Here is a 23,318-nt window from a genome sequence, read left to right on the forward strand (position 1 = left end):
CAGGGAGGTGACGATGAATGGTGTGCCGCCTATCGAACGTGCCGCTGTCCACGGTGATTGATGCGTTGCCACTGTATTATCGTGGACAGATGCTGTCAGAACCTGCGGGAGGCGGTGCTTATAAGCAGATCCCTGGGTTCGCCACCGTTCATCGCGCGCAACTCGGCATTCAGGGGTGAATCAGCTTTACAGGGTGTTGATCGAAGACCTCGGTGAATGCAACGGGAGGACGACGATCACACACCACGGTCAATGCTTCCCTTAACGGGAACGTGTTCAAGTTGGCTTGTCGCCCGAATTTCTCGATGTCGACGAGCAAGACTGGCGTGCGCGCTTGCGCACGGAGGACGCCCCGCAACACGGACTCATGCTCTTCATAGTCCATCCACCCATGCTCGAGGTCGCAAGCGGCGATTCCCATGAAAACCGCATCGAAAAAGTATCGCCGTGTGTAGGCCAAGGTTTCATACCCCACCAACGCATTGTCTTTGCTCCGCAGTGTGCCGGGTGTGAGATTCAGTCTTGACACGCTCGGGCCTAGCAGCAGCGCAATATCGACACAATTCGTCGTGATCGTCAGGTTCCTCCCGACCAAACGTCGCGCAAACGCCATGGTCGTCGTACTTGAATCCAGAAAGATGGACATGCCGTCTTCGATTAGACCATCAGCCAGCTCACCAATCCGGGATTTGCCACGACTGTTGACCTTTCCTCGCTCGACTACCGGGCGATCCTGGTCCAATCGGGGCGGCACGGCGCCACCGTGAATGCGTCGCAATTTTCCAATGTGCTCCAGTTCTTTCAGATCTCGCCGGACCGTTTCTTCGGACACCCTCAACATTTTTGCAGTCAGCGTCACGGACACGCGACCGGTATTGCGTAATTGCGACAGGATTTCGTCGTGCCTGTGTTCCGCCATGAATACGTTTACTCGCGTTGCAAATCCGGTGCGTGGCGATATCGCGTCGCGCACTCGTAGTCATAGGCCATTGCCAGCAACGTCGCCTCGCTCCAGCGGTGGCCCACAAATATTAGGTTAAAAGGCGATCCATTATTATAATGCCCCGCCGGCACGGTCACGCCCGGCAAGCCCGCGATGTTGATCTCGCAGACCGTTGTTTCATGCAACGTTTCCTCGCTGTCGATCGACGGAACCTCATCACGCAACTGCGGAAAAATCAGCACATCAATCGCCTTCGCACGCATCACGCTTGTGAAAATTTCGAGATAGCGTTCACGTAACACATAAAACGCCTCGGTGACAGGCGGTGCGGAGGGATTGGACAGCGATTTCTGAAAATCGGGCAGATACGTGATGTACTCGAGGACCCCACCTGGTCCAAACGCGTTCTCGTGCCTTGTCGCTTCTGAAAAAGCAGCCCAGGATTTTAAACCGGCCCCGGCTCCCATCCGTTCAAGATATTTCTCCATATCGTGCGGAACGCATTCCATGCCGCGTGGGTCGAAGTGATCGGTACCCTTCGCGGGCTCGCCAAGATCGGCAAATCCGCTGCCGGCGAATGGATCATCGACAACCACCGCGCCACGCGCCGCTAATTCACGCTGGGCGCGTTGGTAGAGCGCCATGGTTTCCGGCGACAACGCCCGGTTACGCCACCCGGGACCATAAAGCCCGACCCGCTTTCCAAGCAAGGCATCCTCACGCAGATGCGCGCTGTATCCGCCAGCCGGGCGCATGCCTGCAGCGGCGACCGTCTTAGGATCTTCCGGAGAATAACCGGCGATGACATCCAGCGCCAGCGCCGCATCACGTACACAGCGGGCGATGGGGCCTACGACGTCGCGCGTGCTGCCCGCCAGAGGCATGACGCCGGTGTTGGGCACCAACGCAAAAGTCGGTTTGATTCCCACGAGCCCCTGGGCAGAAGCCGGATTCTGAATCGACCCGCCCGTCTCTTCGGCAAGCCCCAATACCGCCATGCTGGTGCCAACCGCGGTGGCCGTGCCCGCACTGCTGCCACCGGGCATCAATCCGGCATGGGCGGCATTCAGTGTAGGGCCAGCCCAACTGTTGTTCGCATGGGTGCCCGTAGCACTTAAGATTGGTACATTGGTTTTCCCCAGAATGACACAGCCGGCTGCCCGCATGCGCGCCACGACGGGCGAATCCGTATCCGGCATCAAATCGATCCCGCCGGTCTTGCTATACAGCAAAGACCAGCCACCGGTGGTTGGGAACCCCTTCATGTCCATCGTGTCTTTGACCACGACGGGTACCCCGGCCAATGGGCCGAGCGGTTCGCCAGCCGCACGACGGCGATCGATTTCCCGCGCGTCACGCAGCGCGTCGGGATTCATGAATATGATTGCGTTATAGCGCGGATTGTATGTCTCTATGCGTGCCAAAAAAGCCTCGCATAGCGTTTCTGCCGTCAACGTGCCGTTGGCGAAGGCTTCCTGAACGTTTTCAACTGTCATTTCGACAACGTCGATCGCATCGAACGTCTTTGTCATGCGAGGCTCCTATATGGCGCGCTGATTCTGGAGGACGTCACGCGTGTTGGTCGATCCCAACGAACTCGTCAAGCAACGTGGGATCGTGCGCGACTTCAGGCGGCACTTCGCGCGTGATCGTGCCTTTCTGCAAAATAAGGATGCGATCCGATAATGCGGAGATAAAGTTGAGGTTTTGCTCGACCAACAGCACCATTAGTCTTCGTTGAACGGCCACCGCTTTTAGTGTATCGATCATCTCTTCTATGATGGATGGTTGAATGCCTTCCGTCGGTTCATCCAGCAAAACAATCCTCGGCTCCGCACAGAGGCAACGCGCTAGCGCAAGCAGTTGTTGCTCGCCGCCAGAAAGCGCGCCGCCAGGGCGATCCAGGTAAGCCTTCAGTCTCGGGAACAACGTCAAAATATCGTCGATCGTATCGTTCTCGTTCCGGCTGGATAACAAGCAGCCTACGCGGAGGTTCTCCATGACGCTGAGCGTGGGGAAAATCTCTCGGCCTTGGGGAACGTATCCGACGCCGGCCTTGGCTCTTGCCGTAGGCGATAGATGGGTAATCGTTTTGCCTTCAAACGAGACCGCGCCAGCAGTGGTGGGCAAATGGCCGGTCAAGGCCTTGAGCAACGTCGATTTGCCCATGCCGTTATGTCCGAGAATCCCGACTCGCTCCCCGACACCAACAGACAGGTTCACCTGACTGAGGATGGGTATGCGGCCATAGCCAGACCCGAGCCCCTGCACGTCGAGACCGGCCGCGGCACTTCCGCTGGCAGCGTGTGTCATGCCGCTTTCCTCCCCAAGTACACATCCCTGACCCGCTGATCCGACAACACGGTATCCACGGGCCCTTCAACCAGGACCTGTCCTTGTGCAAACACGGTAACCGTGCGCGCGATCATGCGGATAAATTGCATGTCGTGTTCCACAACGACAATGGCTTGCGTCTTATTGATCTCCTGAATCAGTTCGGCGGTGCGTAACACCTCCTCATGGTTCATCCCCGCCGCGGGTTCATCGAGCAAAATCAGTTCGGGTTCTTGCGCGAGTACGGTGGCGATTTCAACCCATTGCCTCTGTCCATGCGCGAGTTGACCGACGGTTCTTCCCGCGATCTTTTCCAATCGCAATCGTGTCAGCGTCTCATCGACGATCCGCTTTGCATGCGCGAGCGACTTACGTCGGCCGGCACCGATAAAGATGTTTTCCTGAACGGATAAACCATTAAATACGTTTGGCACCTGCGTCTTGATGCCGACACCCAATCGTGCAATCTGATGCGAGCTGCTGGCGGAGATGTCCGACGATCTAAAATGAATCGCCCCCTCGGAAGCACGTAACTGCCCGGTCAGTATTTTAAAAAACGTGCTTTTCCCCGCGCCATTCGGACCGATCAAGCAACGCAATTCGACTTCCCGCAGCGTGAAGTCCACGTTACGTACCGCAGTAACACCGCCAAATCGCATGGTCACGCCTTTTGCTTCGAGAAGCGGCCGTAGCGTCCCGGCATGATCGATCTGATGACTCACAGGCGCGACTCCTCGCTGATCTTTTTCACGGATCCGATACCGGATTGGCTGCTGGCATGTCTCCCACGCCAACGTCCGATCATCTCTTGAAAAACGGGTACCACGCCCTGCGGCACCAACAAGACGAATGCAACCAATACGATGCCCAGGCCCAGACTCGGATCTATCACATGCTGGGTACCGGCCAGGTTGATCAGATATTGAATGGCAACCGCGCCTAGAATAGGGCCTATCAGCGTCCCCAATCCGCCAATCAACACGGCAATGATGACCTGCGCGGACATTGTCAATGCAAAAACGGTGGGGCTGATGAAACCGCCCCACGTCGCGAATAACGCGCCTGCCGCTCCCGCGATGGCAGCACCGATGACAAACGCCACGAGTTTGTATAGCCGCGGGTCATAACCGATGAGCATTGCGCGTGTCTCGTTCTCGCGAATCGCGATGACCACACGACCAAACCGGGACGCGAGCACGCCTTTCAGGAACACATAGACAATGATCACCGCACTCATCGCGACATACCAGATCCCATCTTGATCAAGCGGTTCATCCGGCTTTCCAGGCGGCGTAATCGGCGGGATTGCGGGAATACCGTTGAAGCCGCCTAATGCAACGCTGCCGATGTGATAGGCACTGCCGGATGTCGAGTTCATCAATTCAAACAAGATCACCGATACCGTCAACGTAATCACACCGATATAGGCATCGCTGATCCGCCCGTAGAACATGAAGTATCCGAGCAATGCCGCAAACAACATTGGAACGATCAAGGCAAGCAGGATGGCGCTAGTCGTGTCGCCGATGTTCATAGCCACCACTGCATAGGTGTACGCTCCGATGCCGAGAAACGCCGCCTGCCCGAATGACAGAATGCCAGCAAACCCCCACACAAAGCCTTGACTGAGGCCGAATACCGCCATGGCGGCGAACAGGGTCGCCTGCATCACGCCAAACTCGCTTATTGCCTTGGGCAGGAGAAATAGAATCGCAAGGCAGATCACGACAATCGCAGTCGCACCGCCCCCGGATCGTAGCGCTTTCATGAACTCCGCCTCAAGAAACGGCCAGTGATACCTTGCGGCAAGATGCGAATCAGCACGATCGCAGACGCCAATAACGCGATATCACCAATCACGGGTGTCGACAGGAAGGAGACAATTTCATTGATAAAGCCGAAAAGGCCAGCAGCCAGGCCGGTACCGGCAATAATCGCAGGACCACCGCCTAATACCGTAATGAAGGCCTTTGCAATATACGCCGCGCCCATGCCCGGAGACACCCCTGAGATGGGAGCGAGGATACCGCCTGCCAGCCCCGCCAGTGCGGCACCCATGCCAAAGGTCGCCATATACACAGCGGCAGGCCGAATCCCCAAGGATGCTGCCATCGACGGATTTTGCATCGTTGCTCTCAATATCAAACCGAATCGGGTCTTGCGAAGCAAAAACAGCATACCCACCATTACGAGGAGACAAACGACGATAATCACGACGTTGAACGCACTGGTGTGATATTGCCCTATCGAAAAGCTGCCGACTGGCATGGCAACCGACTTCACGACATTCCCGAAGATCGACGTGATCAAACCAATCAAGCCAAGACTGATGCCCCATGTAGCCAGCATGGTGTCCATCATCCGCCCATACAGGAACCGGATAACGGTACGCTCGAGAATCAACCCTATCGCGCCGACGACAATGGGCGGCAGCACCAGCATGGCAACCCAGATATTGACGCCATGCGCGCTCGCCACGACTGCGGTATAAGCCCCCAACATCATCAGTTCACCATGTGCGAGATTGATGATCTTCATCATCCCGTAGATCACGCCCAGGCCAATCGTAATGATGGCCAGCGTCGCAATGCCGGTCAGCACGTTGAAAGCGAGCAAGCCTGTGAGGTCCATGGACACGCCCCCGATCAGATTGACGGTGTGAATTGCTTGTTGGTCCGTGGATTCTTTATCAAATCACACTGTCCCCCGGTGTCGGACGGCGCCTGATTCGGGAAGGTTTGCAAAATGTCCCACGCCCGTGCTTTCGGTCGTGCGAGGTAGGTATTGCGGATCGTGGCGTGTGTGGCAGGGTCCAGCTTTACCGTTCCGCTTGGCCCCTCGATCGATATGCCTGACTCCAACGCGTCCACGACCTTATCGTGCGCGACGCTGCCCGCCTTCTTCACGCCGTCTGCCCACAGCATGATGCCCTCGTATGTCGCGGAATCAAGTTCGCCCAGATCGGTCAGATCCGCACCGTACTTCGCCTGCATGCCCTTCACAAAGGCATTGGCGGCAGGCGTGCCTAAATTATTGTAAAAGCCGTAACAGGTAATGATGCCGTCGGTGATGCTTGGGTCCATCGTGGTGAGCTCGTCCCCGAGTCCGAACACCGTTGCGCCAACTGGGATTTTTGCCTTCATTCCGGCAGCGGCCCATTGCCGGTAAAAGCCGAGATGATTGGCGCCGACCAACGCGGAAAGCACCATGTCCGGTTTGGCCGCTTGAATCCGGCTGATCGCCGAAGAGAAATCGGTCACGTCCAACGGGAAAAAATCCGTGCCGGATACGGCGCCTCCGCCGTCCTTGATGAACTTCGTCATCCAGCTTGCAGTGATATGGCCGTAGTTGTAATCCGCCGCGACGATATAGACCTTCTTTCCCCAATGTTTCAATGCATAGTCGACAATGTGATCGACCGTTTGCGCTGGTGTGCTGCCAGTGCAGAATACATTGCGATCACAGACGCCGCCTTCATATTGCGTATTGTAAAAGTACAGTGTCTTGCTGCGATCGAAGATCGGGCGGATCGCTTCCCGGGATGCGGATGTGATACCGCCCTGGATCACATCCACTTTCTCTTGAAAGACCAGTTTTTGCGCGTATTGCGTATAAAGTTGGATGCTGCTTTGCGTATCGTACGCAATCAGTTGAATTTGCCGCCCGAGCAAACCGCCCGCAGCGTTGATCTGATTGACCGCGTATTCCGTGGCCTGGATCATCCGGCGCCCTTCAAGACCGAGCGGGCCGGTTCCGTCCAGCAGACTACCAAGCTTGATCGGCTCGGCCGCGAACGCGCTTTTTGTGAGATACGATCCTGCCAGTGCACCCACCGCTGCTGCCGCCCCCAGCTTCAATGCTTTACGGCGCGTTCCGAAATCAGCTGTCATCTATTTGCTCCCATGCAAATGTGTGATTTGACCGATTCAGTGTAGAACAGACAAAATTAAATCGGTCAAATATCAAAAATCCCACATTCCCACCGGATGACGTCTATCCAGACACTGTTTATTTTGCATCGAGCGATCTCGCGCCATGCCACGAACTGCCCGCCAGCGAAGAAACAGCAGGGAAAAAGATTGATGAAAATCCGGATATCGACACGGCCGCTCGTAACGCGAGACTAAATAAGCACTACCTTGTGTGAGCAACGCGGTATCGCGCTTTGTCAACAGCAAGCGGTCACGCCAGACGTGTCGTCGGGCGCTATTTGATCTCTGAGGATATGAAGGAAGGACGCAAACAGTGATTCAGCTTGGGGGGTGGGTGAACGGAAGCGCTTCGCTATTGAGCGACGCCGCTTAAAAATAAGGAGATGAACAACCTGGACAAAATAGGTCGACATTGGGGCTCGTGCGTCTTGAATTTGTGACCGTAGCAATGGTCAATTTCAAAGCAAATCCATTGCTATCGATGGCGTCCAGTCCGTGATGCGTGCATTGCTGATCGCTGGTTTACTCCAGTTCACGCAAGTTTTCGTGCAGCACTTCGACGCGCTGCAAGTGACTGCCGCCTCGATCAAGCAAGCGTTCCGCGACCAGCGAGCAAATCAGGTTGACCACGCATGTCATCCCCGACATGCTGTCGAACAGCATCAAACCATCTGTATGGCATCGTATCACCCAGCGCGCCAGCCGCGCCGGTCTCCCCGCGATCACGTCCGACATATAGAGAATCGGCACACCGGCTTCGGCCAGAGCGGCGGCGGTCAGGCCCACCGCCGAAACACGGCGACGCAAACCAATGACAACAGCGACATCCTTCTCGTTCAGATCCGCGAGGTACTCACCGACGGTATCCCCAGGCGCGGGCAATACCATCACATCCGAGCGCACCTGAATCAGTTCGCGACGGATCATCGTGGCGATCGTGTGGCTATGTCGATAGCCTATGATAGCCACGCGTCGCGCCTGCGCGATTGCATCGACTACCTCGTTGAGCACTTGCGTATCGAGCGAACGATAAGTGCTCGCCACGTTTTCAACTTCATGCTGCAAATGGGCCTGGATCACATCGTCGAGTCTTGAACCGGCCGTCTTGCGTCCCCTGTCCTGCAAATAGAGCGGCGAGCCACCGACCTGTGCCGCTCGCGCAATAGCCCTGGCATCTTCATAAGAGGCATAACCCAACTTTTGAAAGAAACGGGTTGCGGTCGCTTTCGATACCTGCGCGGTCGTCGCCAATTCCGTGGCGGTTTGCATCGCCAGTTGTCCAGGCGCGCTCAAAATGACATCCGCGAGACGCTGATCGATCTCGGAAAGTTCGTCATAGCACTCCGCAATCCGGCTTTCGATCGATGGCGGGGATCGCTTCTCTTTTTTTATCTGTGCTTTCGACATTTCCGTTCTTGACTACCTTGATTTCCGTGATGGTGCGATTTTGGCACCGAAAATGTGCATTCAGGTTGCCCTGCACGAAACAAGTGCGGACCAGGACCATCGCATCGGCTTCATTATAGACGCAGCATGGCGATGCGTGAAATCAACGTTTCTTGAAATCTATCTAAGAAACACATGTTTTTTAGCGTAAATATCAGAAACATCTATTTCAGATATTCCACTGGTACGGTTAATGCATTACATCCGGCATCGTTCACCTGTTCAAGGGAGTTCCACCGATGTCGAAGCGCCGCCTCTCCAGCATGGCCCTCGCCGCGTTGTTGCCATTCGCCGCGTTGATTCACACGATCTCGGCGAGCGCCGATACACTCGACGACATCAAGCGTCGCGGCACGATGACCGTAGGGATCGATCCGACTTTTGCGCCATACGAATACACCGATGCGAACAACAACATCGTCGGCTTTGATCCGGCCATACTGGCAGCGGTAGCGAAGCATCTCGGCGTGAAGATCGAATATCAGCGCATGGCATTCAGTGGGATTATTCCTGGCCTGCTCGCGCATTCGTTCGATATCGAGGGTTCGGCATTGAACGTGACCGCGGAACGCGCCAAGCGGCTCGCTTACATTGTCCCCACCAGCAAGACCGTCAACGGCGCACTCGTACGTGCCGATTTCAATAAGATTCCAGCACAAGCCACCGTCGAATCGCTTGCCGGCCTCACCGCGGCAGTCAAGAGCGCCAGCGCGCCCGAGCAGATCATCAAGCAATTCAACGAAACGCTGAAAGCGAAAGGGCTCGCCCCCATCACGTTAGTCAGCGTGGACAGTGTGGATCAGACGATCGCCGCATTGATGACACGTCGCGTGGACTTTGTGTTCGACGACATGACCGTGCTCGCGGACGTCATCAAACATAATCCTGGCAAACTTAAATCCACAGGGGAACTCGGTCCGTCGCAATGGATCGCCTGGGCGACGCGGCCGGACGATGCGCGCCTGAACAAGGCCATCAGTGACGAAATCATCGCCATGAAAAAATCAGGCGAACTCACCCGTCTGCAAAAAACACATCTGGGCGTAAGCTTCGATACACCCACGTCCAACTTCGTTCCTCAGCAGTAAAAGCGAGCAACTCAACAGCAATGACCGATCCAGTTCTGAATATCACCGTTAAGGCGGGGCATGGCCGTACTTTCGAAGTGAAGGCGGGCCAACGATTGACCATCACCGATGTCGAAGGCCAGCAGGCCGCCGATTTCGTCGCCATCGTCGCCGGCGACCATCGCGAGAAGCTTTCGCCAACCCACACGCGTCGGCAGCTTCGCACCCTGTTTTTCAATATCGGTGACGCATTGTATTCGTCGCTGGGACGCCCTCTATTGCGGGTCATCGAGGACACGGTCGGTGTTCACGACGCCAACGTCCCCGCGTGCGACGACACCCGCTTTACGGTTGATTTCAACGTCGCAGGACATCGCAACTGTCTCGACAACATGCACGCCGGACTTGCGCTATATGGATTAGCACCATTCGATGTCCCCGAACCGTTCAATCTGTTTCAGAACGGGCCAGTCACCGCCGACTGCCGCATGCAGGTCACCGATCCCACCAGCAAGCCGGGGGACCACATCACCTTCGACGTACTCGAAGACCTGGTGTGCGCAGTGTCGTCATGCCCGCAAGACATTATTCCGGGCAACGGCCTCAAGGTCACCGACATCGCCATTTCCATCTTGCCTGCGACCCGCGCCGTCGCCTGAACCGACACATTATGCTGCTTCTAAAAGATCCGGCCTCCCGCCCTGCACTGCCGCCGCAAACCGTCCTCGTACCGGCCGGGGAAAGCGGCGCTATCAACGTAAAAGCCGGTCAGATCCTGCGCATTGAAGCGAAAGCACCCGGTGCGGTCGCGTCCATGTTCGGATTCAGTCAGACCAACGACGACGTCTACCTGTCAGTTCATCACACGCGAGTGTTCAGTAATTCGTACGTGTTGCAGGCCGGCATGCGTCTCGTCAGCAATCGTCGCCGCGCCATGATGGTGCTGGGCAAGGATTCCAGCGGCAAGCACGACTTATTGCTCCCCGCATCCACGACCGCATATCTCGCCGAACAAGGCCATGCCGGACAGACAGGTTGCGTCGAGTCCGTCAAGGCGGTGATCGACGCACTCGGCCTCAAGCCGCCGAAGATACCTGACCCGATCAACCTCTTCATGCATGTCGCGCTGCATCGTGACGGCCGCATCGAACCGCTGCCGAACCCCACGCGCTCGGGAGATTTCATTGCATGCCGTGTCGTCACGGATATGATTTTTATCGTATCTGCCTGTTGCACCGGCATTTCAGGTAACGACACCCCTGGCGCGATCGCACTTTCGGCTGCGGAAGAACTCGACGAACTCTGATCTCAGGAGGGCGCCGCAATGGGCCTCGACCCGCAAGTGATCCACAGCCTGCCTACGCTGATCGACGGCTGGTTGCTGACCGTGGAACTGACGCTATTCGGCGCGACGGGCAGCGTTCTGTTCGGCCATCTCGCCCTGGCGATGCAACTGACGCGTATCGCACCGTTGCGCTGGGCCGCCCGCCTCTACATCAGCTTTATGCGGGGGACCCCGGCGCTCGTGCAACTTTTCATCCTGTTCTTCACGCTGCCCCTTATTGGTCTGGGCGGTCGACCGATGTTGGCAGCGGCGCTAACTCTCGGACTGAACAGTGGCGCTTACACCGCCGAAATCCTCCGAGGAAATCTCCGGATCGTCACGACCGGTCATTATGAAGCGGCGATCGCACTCGGCATGGCGCCCTGGCGTATCGCATTACGCATTGCGCTGCCGCAGGTGCTGAGGGCGAGCCTGCCGGCGCTGATCAACGAATTCACGATCCTCCTGAAAACCACGCCGCTGGCGTCGGTCGTAGCGGTGACCGAACTCACGTATGCGGGACAAATGGTGATCGCCCGCACCTATACGTCGACGCAAGTGATGTTGATCGTCAGCGTTGGCTATCTAGCGGTCGCGCTTCCGGTGATCTACGCCGCGCGACGCATTCAGCAGAAGCCGCGCATGGCGCACGCCACGCCTATTGCTACGGGAGCGACACGATGAGGTTCGACCTCGACGTTCTCTCCGGACATTGGAGCGACCTCGCACAAGGATTTGGGGGCACACTCTGGCTCTGCGCGACCGGGGCGGTAATGTCCAGCCTGCTCGGTGGGTTGCTGACCATGGGTCAGCGGTGCGGCGCACCATGGCTTGTAACATTGATTCGCGGCTATACGGCGTTGACGCTGGGTTTGCCCTTGCTCGTATTACTGTATGTGACGTTCTTCGTCTTGCCGGACTTTGGCGTGCTGTTGCCTGCTCCGCTGGTTGGCACCGCCACGCTCGCGATCTATTATGGCCCATACGTCGCGGAAGTCATGCATGCGGCTATCGACGCCGTGCCTGCGGGCAGCATTGAGGCAGGGATTGCAATCGGCATGTCGCCGGCAAAAATCACGCGACGCATCATTGCGCCCCAAGCGCTGCCGCTCTTACTTCCCACGTTGACCGGGCTGTTAATCGGTCTGCTCAAGGATTCCGCACTGCTGTCCGTGATCTCGGTGCATGAGTTCATGTTCGCAGCGAAGGCCGTCGTGTCCGACACCTATGCGCCACTGGAAGTCTACTTCGTCGTCGCGCTGGTCTACTGGGCCGCGACGTCTGTCATCCACCTCTTGACCCGCCATTGGGAACGCCGCCTCGACAGCACCCAACGAGTCGCCTTGTCCCGGTGAACAGCATGAACCTATCCGGCACCACCGTGCCCGTAGCATTGAAGGCAACCGGCATCGTCAAATCGTTTGGTCCGAACCGCATTCTGGATGGTATCGATTTGACCGTACGCCGTGGCGAAACCGTCTGCGTCCTCGGCCCATCCGGCTCCGGGAAATCGACACTGCTGCGCTGTATGAATTGGCTGTCTCCGCCCGACGAGGGCGGCATCTGGATCGGCGATGAGCGAATCGGTTTGCGTGAAAACGCGAACGGGTCGACCACGCCGCGCCCCGACCACGAGATACGCGCGCAGCGCAGCCGTATCGGCATGGTGTTTCAAAGCTTCAATCTCTGGCCGCACATGACTGTGCTTGAGAACGTAAAGGAAGGCCTGCTATCGGTCAAGCGGATGAACAGCCTTGCCGCAGGTGAACGTGCTGTGGAGGCCCTGCGGCAAGTGGGTTTGACTGGCAAGCATACCGCGATGCCCGCCAACCTGTCGGGCGGACAGCAGCAACGCGTGGCGATCGCTCGCACCCTTGCGATGGCACCGGAAGTGATCCTCTTCGACGAGCCTACCAGCGCGCTCGACCCGGAACTCGTCGGCGAAGTACTCGCGGTAATGCGCGGTCTCGCCGCAAAGAACACCACGATGATTGTCGTCACGCATGAGATAGGTTTCGCACGCGATGCTGCAGATCGCGTGATCTTCATGGATGGCGGTTGCATCGTCGAACAGGGTCCGCCTGCAGAAGTACTCGATGCGCCTTCGTCGCCCCGCCTGCAGCAATTTCTCACTCGCTTCAACCAGGAATCCAAATGTCCATGAACGACACGAATCAACAGACGTCGACCGTTCCCGCCGGTCACGGCAAGGCGGTTCGACTGAAGACAGGTCAAGCTGTACGCATCGTCAACACACATGGTACCCAGGTAGTGGATTGTTGGGCCTGGAATGCGTATGACCTCAACGAATACATGTGCATGGAGACCACACGCGTATGGAATCAACGGCTGAACCCGATCCTCGGCGACAGCTTCGTGACCAATCAACGTCATCCTGTGCTGACTCTGGTCGAGGATACGACACCAGGCGTTCACGACACCTTCATGGCTGCCTGTGATCGCAAGCGGTATGAACTGCTAGGCGTACGTGGCTATCACCGGAACTGCTGCGACAACATGTTCGAAGGCATGTTCGAACTCGGCGTGACCCCTCCGCGCCCGAACCTTGCGTCCTTCAACATTTTCATGAATATTCGTGTGCAACCAGACGGCATTACCCTGCTTACCTTGCCTACCGTGACGAAGGCCGGCGAATACATTACATTGCGCGCGGAAATGGATTGTTTCGTCGCGTTTTCCGCCTGTCCGCAAGATATCGTCAAGATTCAGGGCCAGGGCGACAATACGCCCAAACCCGTGGAAATTACGATACTGGAGAACATCGGGTCAGACCTGCCAGGTACACAGTCGTGGGTGCCGTCCTGCTAAGATGTTTAAGACGTTTACGCTCTCCTGGCATGGCCTGGAGGTGGCGGCCAGGTGCCGGCGCTAGAAGCTTTTGCCAGCAACGATCAATGCGCGTTTATTACGGCGCGCCCGTCCACTTTTGTCGCCAGTCCCCAACCACAGAGGATCCTGAACTTCTAGTCTTATTCGCAGGAGCACGCGCGGCTTCGCCATAGGTTGATCCGGCGATCGGCATATTCGATCACTTTCCCTATAGAAATAGTATTGAATTGCCGAACGCTTTGGATTATCGCAATCACGGCGGCGACTGCAACTTGATAAATAGCGCACGTGCATGATGCTTTGTTGTAGAGATTCGATTACGCCGAAACGACTTATTAACAGGTGATCGTAGATGGCTAAAGCTGGCGCTGGCAGTGGTGCAAAATTTCGGCGTTGGTGAAAAATCATATGATTCTTGCTATCTTTAATGAGCATATCTGATATTTTTTGCCTATTGCTCATTAATCTCTATTCACTGGCAGCACGCGTAAAGCCCTATCACTCGCGCTATTTAAGGCCTTGAATCAACACTCGCATGACCAATCATGTAATCCGAGAAGCGTTCAGAGTAAAAACAGTTAATTACAATAATCTTTCATATAAATTACTTTCTCTGACGATAGACACTCATCTCTAATTGGCGTCAGATAGCCAAGCGCACAACGCATCGATAGTCATATTTCGTCAATCGGAAAATAGTTCATTGAAAAATACAATAACCATTTTTTACCGATTTACTAAATTTTAAAAACGCCCTGCCGCTAAACGACAAACAAACGTTCGACTACTCGTCAGGAGCGAATAAAATGAAAGGATTGAAAGTATCGTCCCGACTTGCTTTAGGCTTTGGGCTCGTTCTTGCGCTCTTGGCCCTGCTTTCCGCATTAGGCTTCTATTCAGAAAAAACGTTATATACCAAGCTAGACGAAATTGCGCGCATCAACAATACAGAAGGAAGACTGGCAAACGCTCTCAAATCAACGGTGCGTGATCGCGCGATCGCAATCCGAAACGTAGCGTTACTCACCGATCAGTCTCAAATCACGCAACAAATAGCGCGCATCGCGGCACAAGACAAGACCTATCAGGATACGTATGACAAGCTCGGACAAATATTCGCCCAGGAATCAGGCACTACGGAGCGAGAACATAGGCTCTTCGCCCAGCTAAAGATAGACGAAGGCGCCACCAAACCGATTTGGGTCAACGCCATCAACCTCGCCCAGGCAAACGACCAGGCGGGCGCGACCGAGGTGTTGATCAAGCAAGCTTGGCAAAAAACGTCGGACTGGATATCTCGCCTAGATGAACTTGCCAATTTTGAAGACGAGCTCAATGAACAAGCTGCCGCCGAGGCAGCGGCGACCTATGCGACGATCAACAGCGTAACGTGGGCGGTCATCGCACTCGCAATGGCAATTGGCGTCGTGGCCGCTATTTTGATTACTCGAAGCATCTTGCGACAGTTAGGGGGGGAGCCAGCCGACGCGCAAACGGTCGCCCGCGAAATTGCAGGTGGCAATCTTATGGTTGAAATGCATCTAACCGAGGGTGACACAGGTAGCCTGATGGCATCACTCGAATCCATGCGGAGGAATCTAAGCGAAATCGTCACCGGTATCAAAGTCTCGGCGGAATCCATTTCCGTCGCTGCGGGCGAGATCGCGCAAGGTAACGTCGATCTGTCACAGCGGACCGAAGAACAAGCAGCTTCTCTGGAAGAAACGGCTGCGAGCATGGAAGAACTCACTTCCACTGTCCGCCAGAATACGGATAATGCGCGCCAAGGCAGCACATTGGCGGCGACAGCGTCACAAATAGCCGCCGCGGGTGGCGAAGCTGTCCAAAAGGTAGTATCAACCATGGAAGACATTTCAAACAGCTCAACGCGGGTAGCCGAAATTATCTCGGTCATCGAGAGCATTGCATTTCAAACGAATATTCTCGCTCTTAACGCTGCGGTAGAGGCGGCGCGTGCCGGTGAACAAGGACGTGGTTTCGCCGTCGTCGCGGGTGAAGTACGCACGCTCGCGCAACGTAGCGCGACCGCCGCGAAAGAAATCAAGGATCTCATCAGTGCTTCGGTAGAGCATGTTAGTGCTGGATCACGCCTCGTTCACGATGCAGGCGGCACGATGAACGAAGTGGTTCGCTCGGTGCAGCGTGTGACCGACATCATCGGAGAAGTAGCGTCTGCGTCAACAGAACAGAGCACCGGGATCGAACAGGTGAACGTTGCCGTCAACCAAATGGATGAAGTGACGCAGCAAAATGCAGCGCTGGTAGAGCAAGCCTCGGCCGCAGCGCAGGCCATGGCAGATCAAGCGCAGAGCCTGCGCGACGCGGTAGCTATTTTCCAGGTGAAACCGCAAATCGCGACTCAGCAGCAGTCAGTGCAAAAACCATCAACCGCTCGTCGGGCGTCGCCCAAAAAGTCGCTCTCGCGTGTACCTGCCCAGGCGCCCATGACTGCATAACGCCGACAACCTCGGCACACCGTTCGCCGATCGGTGCATAATTTGAAGATGGCGCGGATAATCGATAGAAAATAACTGGCGATTACATCGCGTTGTCTTCCATGCCGAGGCGCGCTTCGCAGTTACTTTCCACATGTTCAGGCTGCCCTCCTCCTGTTTGGCGGCCACGTCTTGTCAGGCGATTTGAAGTGATCGCCTTCTCCGTAAGTAATTTCTGCCCCCCCTCTTCGCGACCGCTTATCTCCACGCATTGGCATAGTCAAAGAAATTGAACCGAAAGCCCAGCATCTTTACTTGGTTGGCTTACCCTCTTTACTTTGCATAACTACCCAAAAATAGAGAGCGGCATGTTGGTCTGTCAGATCGCCACTATTAAAGATGTCATACATCATATCTAAATGTCTCATGGACCATCATATGCAACTATTATTTTGCGATCGTCCCATTTTGGATCGCTAATTTTCTTAGAAATACACCTTACACATTGCAATAATGACGAAATTTCGTGCTGCATGACTAGGGTAGACACGTACGTTCCATTTATCGCAACGCGCGTATGATTCACCTGTCGTCGTATGACTGAAGTGTTGTGCTGCTAACGCGTATACATCGACAAAATTACAAAACCAAGACGGAGACAGCAGTGACCACCCCCAATCTCGACGCGACGTCTAACGATCACAAAACACACATACCATTTAGGATTACTAGACGACATTTTCTTTGCTATAGCGGTGCAGTAATGGGAAGCCACTTACTTGGTGGCTGCAGCGGTACCGGCACATCAGGCGATCCTATCTGGGGACCAACGGGTGCCGCGACAAATATCATTTCGTCGCTAAGCGGCATTACCCAGTCCGCCTTTCCAGCCATCGATTTCTCGGTCGTGAACTACGGCGCGCAGCCTTGTGCCGTGATTGCCCAGACGAGCCCGTACACCGACGCGACAAAGTCCCCCGTCAGCCCGGGCTCGGGCGTCACTCAGGCCAGCGGCGCGTTCGACTCGCGTCCGGCCTTCCTTGCCGCGATCAATGCCTGCACGGCTGCTGGCGGAGGACGCGTGGTGGTGCCGGCTGGAAATTGGTATTGCGCTGGGCCGATCGTATTGCAAAGTAATGTCAACTTTCATCTCAGTGCAAACTGCACGATCTTCTTCAGTCCTAACCCCGCCGACTACGCCAAGGATGGACCCGTCAATTGCGGCACAAATGGCAATCTTTTTTATAGCCGCTGGCAGGCCAACGACTGCCTTAACTTCGGTGCACCTGTCTACGCGCGCAATGCCACCAACATCGCGCTGACAGGCGAGGACGTGACCTCCATCCTGAACGGCCAGGCAATGACGCCATTCACCGGATCGGGCAACACGGCAACCTGCTGGTGGACATACAAGGGAAGCACGGGGACCTATGGTTGCACGAGTTCATCGACGCCCTCGCAATCCTACGCGAACCCTAACAACGTTGACCTGCAGACAAAGGTTCCTGGCATTTCTTCATCACTATATGCATTACTAACTAATTCCGCAACACCTTGGCAACAGGATCAGAACTATCTCCCAGCGCTATCCGAAGCCGGCGTGCCCGTCGCGCAGCGCATCTTTGGGCTAGGCCACTACCTACGCCCTTGCATGGTCGAGTTCATTGGTTGCACCAACGTGCTGATGGAAAACTACCACACCCAAAACACGCCGTTCTGGCAGCATCACCCTACAGATTGCACGAACGTGGTGATCCGCGGCGTGATGGTGGACAGCATCGGGCCGAATAACGACGGCTTCGATCCCGACGCTTGCAATAACGTATTGTGCGACAGCATGACCTTCAACACTGGCGACGACTGCATCGCCATCAAATCCGGCAAGAATCTCGACACGGAATACGGACCCGCTCAAAATCATGTGGTTCAGAACTGCACCATGAACAGCGGGCACGGCGGTATTACGCTCGGCAGCGAAATGGGCGGTGGCGTGGAAAACATTTACGCGCGCAACCTGACGATGCTAAATCAGTTCTGGGCAACCAACTCGTTGAACATCGCGATCCGCATCAAGACCAATATGAACCGCGGTGGTTTCGTTCGCAATTTCTACGTCGACGGTGTCACGCTACCCAATGGCGTAAGCCTGACAGGTGGTGGCTATGGCAGCAAGCTACTGGCAGGCAGTCCGATCAACAGCACCGTACCGCTCGGTGTTGCGACCGCATCCGCGAGCAACCCCTCCGCATCGCAGGGTGGCCTGATTACCTTCGATTGCGATTATCAACCGGCCGGCGACGCGATTCGCACGCGCCCAGCGCAAGTGCAAAACGTCAATATCACCAACGTCACCGCGAGCAACGTCACGCTTAGCGGCAGTACCGGTTCATGCTTCCAGGCAATCGTCGCGCAAGGCCCGGTCGCCTTCGACTATAACGGCCCTGCACCAACACCCGCGATCCCCCCCATCAGCGGCGTGACGATCTCGAACTGCGACTTCGGCTCGCCGACCGCGGTCGGTCCCGCCAGCGCCACCGTGCCGGGACCGATCTACGCGTGGAACGTCAACGGGATCACGTTGCAGAACGTCAAAATTGCTGGACAGCTCTACAACAACACCACTATCACCGCCACGCGCTGATTTGAAACGCTTTCGGCGCTACGGCTGCACCAGGTAGTACCTGGGGTCCGGACCTGACCCCAGTTGAGGTTCCCGACGGCGGGCATTGATACACGGGTTGCGTGATGTCAATCGCCTGCCGAACCCGGTGTCCCCTCGTCCATTCGAAAACAAGGAAAAAATCATGGAAAGAAAAAGCAGTATGCGGATAGCACTGACGCTATCCGCATTCACCGCGATCGTCGTGCAAGTACCGGCGCAGGCTGCAACCTGTACACCGCAGTGGAGCAGCTCATCAAGCACCAATACGACAAACCTTCAGAACGCCATCAATAAGTGCGTCGGCACTAGTGGCAGCCCGGGCCTGATCGACCTTACAACCAACAATGGCGTGTCGACGGCGGTTATCACAACCGTGAACCTTGCCAGCAACATCGTCCTGAAAATCGAATCGGGTTTCACGCTGAAAGGCTCTCCATCGCAGCCATCGAGTGGCGCCATGCTGGTTGGGAACAATGTCAGTAATGTGACCATCACCGGTACCGGCGCGATAGACGGAGACGGCCAGACATACTGGTCGGCCGCAGTCGGCCAGGATAATACCGCACGCCCGAAGCTCATCGCAATAACGGGCTCGAACCTGCAGGTGGGATCGAACTTTACCGATACCGGCAAGGCGCAATCGATTGTCACGTTCCCGAGCGCGTCCAATGCGACTGGCAATGCGCTGATCATCCGCAATTCTCCGAAGGAGCAATTGGTTATAGAATCGGGTTCCAAGAACGTCACCATCGATGGCGTATGGATTTACGCAAACCCAAACCGCAATGCCAGCGGCGATAACCTGGCGCCGAACACGGACGCGATAGACATCATTGGCACCCAGACGGCGACCATCAAGAACTGCCTGCTCGACACAGGAGATGACGATATCGCCATTAAATCCAACGCCGGCGCTGCCGCCACCTCCAACGTCAACATCAGCAATTGCGTAGTCGGAGGCGGACACGGCATATCTATTGGTGGCCAGGAAGCAGCTGGAAATACCATTGCAAATCCTGGCGTATCCCAGGTCACGGTCGACACAGTGCAATTCAGTGGCACGGATTACGGCTATCGCATTAAAACCGACCAGACCGCTAAAGACAGCGGCGCGACCACCGGGGTTACTTACCGGAACACTTGCATGCGGAACGTGCAGCAGCCGTTTTTGTTCACCTACACCTATGCATCGGGCACTGGCGGCAACTTGCCGATTATTGCTAATGTCAGCATCGACAACGTGATCGCCACCGCCAGCAAGACGCAAGGTGCCATCGTCGGCCTTTCGAATAGCCTGATGGGCGTACCTACTACGGACAATAACGGGATTCGCATCACCAATAGTAAGATCACAGGCGGTAATGCGTTCTCAGTGACCAATGGCGAGCTGCAAGTGGGTAGCCACAGCACCGTGACAACCTCGATTGGCTCAAACGGCCAAGTAGTGCCGATCACCGATACAGGCTCGACCCTGTCTTGCCCTAGCAGCATCACCATTCCTGCACAGATCTGAATAAAACGATCGACGATGACTTGATCCATCACTTTCGTGCGCTGGATTAACGCGTCGTCTCTTTCACGGCGCGATTTTTAAAGAAATGACACCTCCTCACTTTGCAAGTGAGATTTTGCGACCCTGCTTCCCAAGATTCGTTCCCTCCCAAGCTCCCGTGAATTTACTATAGTGATTGAACGCGGCGGGCATCAGTCTGACGTTATCCCCCCGACGCTTACGATGACCTCACGAGAACCGAATGACCTTTCATCATCCGGATGCAAAAAAGCAGAAAAATTGTCTTGCCGACGCAACGCAAAACAATGAAACAGAAATAGCTGCGTCAGGTTCGACAGGATCGCTTCGCGGCACGTTACTACTGCCAGCGGCAAAAGATGCTCCGATCGTGCTTATCGTTCCCGGTTCCGGGCCCACGGACCGGAACGGAAACGCCCCGTACGGTCTTCACGCGTCAACATACCATTTACTTGCACACGGACTAGCGCAATGCGGAATTGCGACCGTGCGCATCGATAAACGCGGTATGTACGGTAGCGCCTCCGCACTGGACAATGCAGACGATGTGATAATTCACGACTATTCGAATGACTTGCACGCATGGGTCAGGGCGATAGGTGAAAATTACCCAACCAGATCGGTATGGCTGCTAGGTCATAGCGAGGGTGGATTAGTTAGTCTGGTAGCGGCTCAGAGCACCCTAGATATCCATGGAATTGTTCTGGTCGCTACACCCGGCCGTCCTTTGCGAGATGTACTGCGTGCGCAACTAATGGCAAATCCGGAAAATGCACCAGTTATGAAAAATGCATTGTCGGTGCTTGATTGGCTTGCCGCTGGAGAATTCGTGGATGCGAGCAAGATAGATCCGGTTTTGATGCCATTGTTCAGGCCAGCGATTCAACGCTTTCTAATCAGCGAGTTTGCGCTCGACCCGGCTGAACTATTGACCAACATCACGAAGCCAGTGCTCATTGTTCAGGGACTCCGAGATATACAGGTAGGCCGCGAAGACGCCGAACGACTAAAGCAGGCGAATCCAAAAGCGGAACTTGCATACCTCGTCAACGCCAATCATGTTCTGAAAGCTGTTGGCACAGACGATAGAAGCGAAAACATCGCAACCTACAGCAATCCGGAACTTCCGTTAGCTGACTGTGTGGTCGAGACAATAGCCAATTTCATGTTGCGCCCGGTGGATACGTCTTCATAGACATGACGTTTCGGAACGGTGTTTCAAGCTAGGTGATTTTCGTGCTTTGACATGCCCGATCGGGGACTGTCGGCCGATTCACGCTCGAACATTGGGGACACCAACGACCCTAAGGTCTTATTCTGCCTATCAGCCAGCGGAAAGTCCCGCGCTGCGTGACGCAACGACCGATGCGCCCTGTTCGGCCAGATCCCAGAACAGTCCAGTCATCACCTGCAACGATTCCCGTGTCGTACTAGCGAGGATATGTTCGTCCGGTGCATGCTGAGAACAGGCGGGATAGGAATGCGGCACCCAAAGAGTTGGCAGCCCAAGAATGTCGGAGAAAACTTCGTTCGGCAACGAGCCTCCAAGGTTCGGCAGCAACGCAGGCTTCTTACCGGTGGTCTTCGCAATCGACGTCAGCCCCCAGTTCACCCAAGGATCGGTCGGATCGAGCCGGGTTGCCGGCATCATCGTCGAAGTGATCTTCAATTCGATATCCGAATATCCAAGTGAATCCAGATGATCGCGAATATACTGGAGAAACTGGCTGCCATCACTTCCCACCACATAGCGCACCTGGCAATGGGCGTACGCATACCCGGAGATCGCGTTCGCTGGCGCTTCCGGATTACCGGTCTTGAACGCCATGATATCGAAGGAATTCCAACCGAATACCTTCTCCTCCGGCGTCAGTCCGGGTTCACCCCATTGCGGATCGATTTCCGGATCCGTGGGACCGCCCCCCACATGAATGTCCTTCAGCGCGTCACGTACGCTTTGCGGCAGTCCGGACGGACGGAGTTTCTCGACAAGAATCTTTCCTGTCGGACTCACCATGCTGGCCAATGCGTTCGCCAGACGAATGCCAGGACTGCGCAGCAAGCCGCCCCAGTTGCCTGAGTGATGCGCCCCATCACGTAATTCCAGTCGCATCTCAAAATTAAAATTACCACGCGATCCAAGAAACAATGTCGGACGAGTCGCGTTGAGACGTGGACCGTCCGATGCAAGAAACAGGTCGGCCGCAAGCACTTGCTTGTTCGCCGCGCAGATTTCGCCCAGGCCCGGAGAGCCGATCTCCTCTCCCATCTCGAATATCGCCTTGACGTTATAGCCCAGTACGCCACCACGTTCGGCAATGACCTCCGCCAGTGCAACGAGGTTGATTGTGTGCTGGCCTTTGTTGTCCGCAGTTCCCCGGCCGTACCATTTATCGCCTTCCACCACGATCTTCCATGGGCTCAACCCGGTACGCCATTGCGCATCATAGCCACGCACTACATCCCCGTGACCATAGGTCAGGACGGTGTAGGTCGCGCCCGGCTCTATCCGCTCCGCAATCAGGAAAGGACTCTTTCCCGCTATCGGATTCTCTAGCACCGTCCAGGTAAAACCAAGTGCTTCCAGCGCTGGTGCGAGTTGCTCTCTCAGATAACCTAGCAGAATCGATAGGCTCTCGCTGTCCTGGCTTTCCGTCTTGACAGCGACGCGTCTTTGCAAACTCGCGTAAAAGCGACCGTCGTCAAAGTAGGCGCTGACGCGCTCGATAGCATTCGCTCGGCTATTGTGCAGGCTCATGATCAGGGTAATGGT

The 23,318-nt window shown here is 55.7% G+C and carries 21 protein-coding genes; 12 read left to right on the forward strand and 9 right to left on the reverse strand.

Annotated features, from left to right (window positions below; genetic code table 11):
- The first annotated feature begins 17 nt into the window (after positions 1 to 17).
- On the forward strand, positions 18 to 179 hold the full coding sequence (locus SJQ66_RS08585) for a hypothetical protein (RefSeq protein WP_157685183.1): 162 nt from the start codon (positions 18 to 20) through the stop codon (positions 177 to 179).
- Here the strand turns inward: SJQ66_RS08585 and SJQ66_RS08590 are convergent.
- From SJQ66_RS08590 to SJQ66_RS08625, 8 genes are all read right to left on the reverse strand, one after another.
- On the reverse strand, positions 170 to 919 hold the full coding sequence (locus SJQ66_RS08590; RefSeq protein ID WP_024905430.1) for a DeoR/GlpR family DNA-binding transcription regulator: 750 nt from the start codon (positions 917 to 919) through the stop codon (positions 170 to 172). The genes SJQ66_RS08585 and SJQ66_RS08590 overlap by 10 nt on opposite strands.
- Before the next feature lie 8 nt (positions 920 to 927).
- Positions 928 to 2,475, reverse strand: coding sequence for an amidase (locus SJQ66_RS08595; protein ID WP_024905431.1), 1,548 nt, complete (start codon positions 2,473 to 2,475; stop codon positions 928 to 930).
- Positions 2,476 to 2,512: 37 nt separating this feature from the next.
- Positions 2,513 to 3,256: an ABC transporter ATP-binding protein gene (locus SJQ66_RS08600; protein WP_024905432.1), complete on the reverse strand. Its 744-nt coding sequence runs from the start codon at positions 3,254 to 3,256 to the stop codon at positions 2,513 to 2,515.
- Positions 3,253 to 3,999 (reverse strand): ATP-binding cassette domain-containing protein, encoded by a 747-nt coding sequence (locus tag SJQ66_RS08605; protein WP_024905433.1) that lies wholly within the window; start codon positions 3,997 to 3,999, stop codon positions 3,253 to 3,255. The genes SJQ66_RS08600 and SJQ66_RS08605 overlap by 4 nt, the downstream gene beginning before the upstream one ends.
- Positions 3,996 to 5,045: an ABC transporter permease subunit gene (locus SJQ66_RS08610; protein ID WP_024905434.1), complete on the reverse strand. Its 1,050-nt coding sequence runs from the start codon at positions 5,043 to 5,045 to the stop codon at positions 3,996 to 3,998. Before SJQ66_RS08610 ends, SJQ66_RS08605 begins: the two co-directional genes overlap by 4 nt.
- On the reverse strand, positions 5,042 to 5,908 hold the full coding sequence (locus SJQ66_RS08615; RefSeq protein WP_024905435.1) for a branched-chain amino acid ABC transporter permease: 867 nt from the start codon (positions 5,906 to 5,908) through the stop codon (positions 5,042 to 5,044). Before SJQ66_RS08615 ends, SJQ66_RS08610 begins: the two co-directional genes overlap by 4 nt.
- A gap of 14 nt (positions 5,909 to 5,922) precedes the next feature.
- Complete coding sequence (locus SJQ66_RS08620; protein WP_024905436.1) at positions 5,923 to 7,167, reverse strand: urea ABC transporter substrate-binding protein; 1,245 nt, start codon at positions 7,165 to 7,167, stop codon at positions 5,923 to 5,925.
- A gap of 564 nt (positions 7,168 to 7,731) precedes the next feature.
- Positions 7,732 to 8,616: a MurR/RpiR family transcriptional regulator gene (locus tag SJQ66_RS08625; RefSeq protein WP_253465565.1), complete on the reverse strand. Its 885-nt coding sequence runs from the start codon at positions 8,614 to 8,616 to the stop codon at positions 7,732 to 7,734.
- Positions 8,617 to 8,894: 278 nt separating this feature from the next.
- Here SJQ66_RS08625 and SJQ66_RS08630 point away from each other — a divergent pair, with 278 nt between their 5' ends.
- The 11 genes from SJQ66_RS08630 (at position 8,895) to SJQ66_RS08680 (ending at position 21,740) form a co-directional block, all read left to right on the forward strand.
- Positions 8,895 to 9,743 carry a transporter substrate-binding domain-containing protein gene (locus SJQ66_RS08630; RefSeq protein ID WP_024905439.1) on the forward strand — a complete coding sequence of 283 codons (849 nt, stop codon included), beginning with the start codon at positions 8,895 to 8,897 and terminating at the stop codon, positions 9,741 to 9,743.
- 20 nt (positions 9,744 to 9,763) lie between these two features.
- Positions 9,764 to 10,381, forward strand: a complete 618-nt coding sequence (locus tag SJQ66_RS08635; RefSeq protein WP_024905440.1) for a DUF1989 domain-containing protein — start codon at positions 9,764 to 9,766, stop codon at positions 10,379 to 10,381.
- An 11-nt stretch (positions 10,382 to 10,392) separates the two neighbouring features.
- Positions 10,393 to 11,028 (forward strand): urea carboxylase-associated family protein, encoded by a 636-nt coding sequence (locus tag SJQ66_RS08640; protein WP_024905441.1) that lies wholly within the window; start codon positions 10,393 to 10,395, stop codon positions 11,026 to 11,028.
- A gap of 18 nt (positions 11,029 to 11,046) precedes the next feature.
- A complete protein-coding gene (locus SJQ66_RS08645) occupies positions 11,047 to 11,730 on the forward strand; it encodes an amino acid ABC transporter permease (RefSeq protein WP_024905442.1) in 684 nt (227 codons plus the stop codon).
- Positions 11,727 to 12,401, forward strand: coding sequence for an amino acid ABC transporter permease (locus tag SJQ66_RS08650; protein WP_253465560.1), 675 nt, complete (start codon positions 11,727 to 11,729; stop codon positions 12,399 to 12,401). Before SJQ66_RS08645 ends, SJQ66_RS08650 begins: the two co-directional genes overlap by 4 nt.
- Positions 12,402 to 12,406: 5 nt before the next feature.
- The gene (locus SJQ66_RS08655; RefSeq protein WP_024905444.1) at positions 12,407 to 13,210 is read left to right on the forward strand and encodes an amino acid ABC transporter ATP-binding protein; all 804 of its coding nucleotides are present in this window, start codon (positions 12,407 to 12,409) and stop codon (positions 13,208 to 13,210) included.
- The gene (locus tag SJQ66_RS08660) at positions 13,207 to 13,875 is read left to right on the forward strand and encodes a DUF1989 domain-containing protein (RefSeq protein WP_236693483.1); all 669 of its coding nucleotides are present in this window, start codon (positions 13,207 to 13,209) and stop codon (positions 13,873 to 13,875) included. The genes SJQ66_RS08655 and SJQ66_RS08660 overlap by 4 nt, the downstream gene beginning before the upstream one ends.
- An 827-nt stretch (positions 13,876 to 14,702) precedes the next feature.
- Complete coding sequence (locus SJQ66_RS08665) at positions 14,703 to 16,373, forward strand: methyl-accepting chemotaxis protein (RefSeq protein ID WP_046152948.1); 1,671 nt, start codon at positions 14,703 to 14,705, stop codon at positions 16,371 to 16,373.
- Positions 16,374 to 17,115: 742 nt separating this feature from the next.
- Complete coding sequence (locus tag SJQ66_RS08670; RefSeq protein ID WP_253465556.1) at positions 17,116 to 18,993, forward strand: glycoside hydrolase family 28 protein; 1,878 nt, start codon at positions 17,116 to 17,118, stop codon at positions 18,991 to 18,993.
- A 163-nt stretch (positions 18,994 to 19,156) separates the two neighbouring features.
- Complete coding sequence (locus SJQ66_RS08675) at positions 19,157 to 20,527, forward strand: glycoside hydrolase family 28 protein (RefSeq protein WP_024905290.1); 1,371 nt, start codon at positions 19,157 to 19,159, stop codon at positions 20,525 to 20,527.
- A 241-nt stretch (positions 20,528 to 20,768) separates the two neighbouring features.
- Complete coding sequence (locus SJQ66_RS08680) at positions 20,769 to 21,740, forward strand: alpha/beta hydrolase (RefSeq protein ID WP_024905289.1); 972 nt, start codon at positions 20,769 to 20,771, stop codon at positions 21,738 to 21,740.
- 129 nt (positions 21,741 to 21,869) lie between these two features.
- On the opposite strand, the gene SJQ66_RS08685 is transcribed toward SJQ66_RS08680, so the two are convergent.
- Positions 21,870 to 23,303 (reverse strand): M20 family metallopeptidase, encoded by a 1,434-nt coding sequence (locus tag SJQ66_RS08685; RefSeq protein WP_320533949.1) that lies wholly within the window; start codon positions 23,301 to 23,303, stop codon positions 21,870 to 21,872.
- Positions 23,304 to 23,318: the final 15 nt, after the last annotated feature.

This window comes from Robbsia andropogonis (genome assembly GCF_034047095.1).
Lineage (GTDB): Bacteria > Pseudomonadota > Gammaproteobacteria > Burkholderiales > Burkholderiaceae > Robbsia > Robbsia andropogonis.